This window comes from Desulfobacter sp. UBA2225 (genome assembly GCF_002348205.1).
Taxonomy (GTDB): Bacteria; Desulfobacterota; Desulfobacteria; order Desulfobacterales; family Desulfobacteraceae; genus Desulfobacter; species Desulfobacter postgatei.
Genome location: NZ_DDYV01000264.1, coordinates 1 through 3,304 on the forward strand (window position 1 = coordinate 1; position 3,304 = coordinate 3,304).

Sequence of the window (3,304 nt, forward strand, 5' to 3'; positions counted from 1 at the left end):
GTGTCTTAAGTCAACGGCATTGAGGGCGTTGTACAGGCACAATGACGATTATTTCCTCTTTGGTACCGACACGCCGTGGTACGACCAGGCGCATTATGTAAAGCTTATCCAAAATTCCGAGACCCTGACCCAGGACCAGAAAGATACGTTGTTCTTCAAAAACATACTCAAACTTATTGATCTGCCATGAAAACTATTTTTGAAAAAATAAAAAGGTCCGCCCCCCTGCCCCAACTGCCCCAGGTAATGCTCCAATTGATCCGGGCCTGCGGCAGAGAAAAGACAGATATTGACGAAGTAACCCAAATTATCTGCCGGGATGCGGCACTTACTGCAAAACTGCTGGCCATCATTGCCTCTCCCCATGTAAACCTGGCAAAACAGGTTACCACCATCAAATCTGCGGTGGTGTATCTGGGACTGGATACCGTTCGCAATATCGCCATCAGCTCTTCGGCCATGCAGTTTTTTAAATTCTCCAAACTCACAGACAACTTCAACATCAACAGATTCTGGTATCATTCGTACAAATGCGCAGTGCTGGCCCAGCGCATCGCCCGTCAAGAAAAACAGATTAATCCGGACCAGTATTTCCTGGCAGGTCTTCTCCATGATATCGGCACCCTGGTTCTCATGGCAACCTTTCCAGAGGAATACAAGGAGATTAAAGCCAGGGTAAACCAGGGACAAAACGAGTTTGAGGCCCAAACCAACATACTTAATATCGATGGCTCAAAAGTCTGTTCCTGGCTGTTCAACCAATGGAACCTGAACCCCATGGCATGTGATGCCGTGCAGTTTTTAAATCAACCCTTAACACGCATTGCCGAAGAGCTTGTCCATGTTAAGATTCTTTTCATGGCCAACCTCATGGCAGAACCGGAAAACACGGATGTGACACAGGATACACTGGTTCTGACAGACATCCCGGCCGCCGTGTTGAATGAAATCGCGGTCCAGGCTGAAAACGAAGTCCACCAAATGGCCAAAAGCCTGAACCTTGTTCTGGGTGAGCCGGAACAAGGATACAATCTTCTGGCAAAGGACCTTAAGGATGTTTCTCTGTTTTTTGGCACCCTTGACAACCTGCTCAGGGCAAGGGATGTGGCAACGCTGCTTGGGACGGTCCAACGGGGGCTGGAAATCATTTTCCATATTCCCCGAATTTTTTTCTTTCTTCAGGACAGGGAAAAGGATCTGCTCACCGGAACCTGCGCAAAAGAGGACCGCTATTACAACATTATCACAAGCATTGCCCTTGCCATGAACAACAATGCCAGCCTGGTTATAAAATCCGTCAATACAGGCATAAGCACGGCAAGTATGAACCAACAAAATCTGGCCGCATCCGATACACAGATTCTCCGCTTTCTTGAAACCCCGGCCCTTTATGCCATTCCCATTGTCGGACACAAAGGCTGTTCAGGCGCCATGGTTATCGGCGTGGACAGCGATCTTGCCCAGACCCTGGACAAAAACAAAACCCTGTTGGATCTTTTTTCACGCCAGACAGGCATCTGTCTCGAAAATCTTAATTTCCATGAGACCTATGCCGGCGATCTCAGTGATAAAAAAATGGAAGCCTATGCAACCCTGACAGACAAAGTTGTACATGAGATCAACAACCCTGTTGCCATCATTAGAAATTACCTTGAAATCCTTCAACTTAAATTGCCGGAAAAACACCCTGCCCAGGAAGAGATCACCGTTGTCAAAGAAGAGATGAGCAGGGTTTCATCCCTGCTTGAAGGGCTGACCTCATTTTCAAAACCCAGGGTGGGAGGGTCACAGCAAACCATTAATCTCAATGAGATGTGCAGCCGCGTGCTGGCAGTATTGAAAAAATCCATTCTTATGCCCAGACAGATCCGGGTTCAAACTGACCTTGACGACACCATGCCAAAGGCCACCCTGGACAGCAACGGATTGAAACAGGTGATTATCAATCTGGTTAAAAATGCAGCAGAAGCCCTTGAAAAAGGAAGCGAAATCCGATTTAAAACACGCCTTGTTCCCGGCTCAGCCAAGGTATTGATAGATGAAAAAAAAAGGCTGCCCGGTTTGGCGGAAATCACCATCCAGGACAACGGCCCGGGCATCCCCTCACATATCAAAGAACGCCTTTTTGAACCCTATAATTCAAGCAAGACAGGCACTTGCAATTCAGGACTGGGCCTTTCCATTGTGCATTCCATTGTCAGGGAAATGCAGGGACGCATTACCTGTGACAGCAGCCAGGGCAAGGGAACCTGTTTCACCATACTTATTCCCCTTGTTCCCGATACCGGCCCCAGGTTGCCTAAGGATGAGATCATGTCATGATAAAAACCGGGCAGATTATGATACAGGAAGGCCTGGTCTCCCCCGGGGACGTGTCACTGGCACTGGATATCCAGAAAAAAAACAAAAGCAACGGATTTAAGCACGGTTCCCACCTTTTGGGCATGATACTGTGCCAACTGAATCTGATCACCCCCCTGGAGAATTTTTATGTATTAAAAAAACATCACAAGCTGATCTCCGTCATGGACCGGCTGTGTGAAGGAAAAACGGCGACCCGGTCCCGGCTGGAAAAAATCAAGGCAGAGGCAGAGCGCAAGGCGATCCCTTTTATCTCTTTTCTCCTTGAAAAACAGATCATACCCAAGGCCCGGCTTCAACAGGTGCTTTTTGACCTTTTTGGCACGCCATTAAGATCTGTATCAGACATTCTTTTTGACCAGACCTGCCGCAAGGATCTGATTGCCGTCATAGACAGGGAACTTGCCAAAAAATCCAGCATCATCCCGTTACACCTGTCAGGCAACATCCTGACCATTGGTCTCACGGATCCGGATAATCTGCTTTTTGTACGCAACCTGGATTTAAAATTTCCCCAGTACCGATTTTTTCCGGTATTTATATCTTTTTCCGATTTTAAAGGATTTTATCCCATCCTGTACCCCAAAGTAAAACCAACGCTCTCTGCCCCAATTTTGATCCAACACCCGTCCACGGCAAAAAGCGCCGGGCCCGAAGCGATCAGCAATCCCAAGCTGGACAAACATCTCATAGCCCGGCTGTTCATACAATATGAAACCCTGCGGCTGGGGCACGAACCGCGGAACAACAATGAGACCTACAATTACCGCCTGGCCCTGTTCGCCGACTTCATCCGTGACAGCTATTATAAAATAACGGCCCAAAGCGGCTGCAAAACCATTCATTTTTATGTACGGCAACAAGGGGGCCGGGCCATGGTCATCGCAAAGCCCGCCGACAAAAGCAGGAATGGAAGTGAGGGCTTGGTCATAACATCGGCCAC

3 protein-coding genes are annotated in these 3,304 nt (G+C 48.1%); all 3 read left to right on the forward strand.

Features of this window, described 5'->3' with window-relative positions:
• The coding region (locus tag B3D59_RS13350) for a hypothetical protein (RefSeq protein ID WP_286820324.1) at nucleotides 1-190 on the forward strand (190 nt) is incomplete at its 5' end.
• Entirely contained in the window at nucleotides 187-2,322 is a 2,136-nt protein-coding gene (locus B3D59_RS13355; protein WP_286820325.1) for an HDOD domain-containing protein, read from the forward strand. The genes B3D59_RS13350 and B3D59_RS13355, both read left to right, overlap by 4 nt.
• On the forward strand, nucleotides 2,319-3,304 hold a 986-nt coding region (locus B3D59_RS13360), incomplete at its 3' end, for a hypothetical protein (RefSeq protein WP_286820326.1). The genes B3D59_RS13355 and B3D59_RS13360, both read left to right, overlap by 4 nt.

Coding starts and splice junctions, on each gene's coding strand:
- B3D59_RS13355 (WP_286820325.1), top strand. CDS start 187: ATGAAAACTATTTTTGAAAAAATAAAAAGGTCCGCCCCCCTGCCCCAA.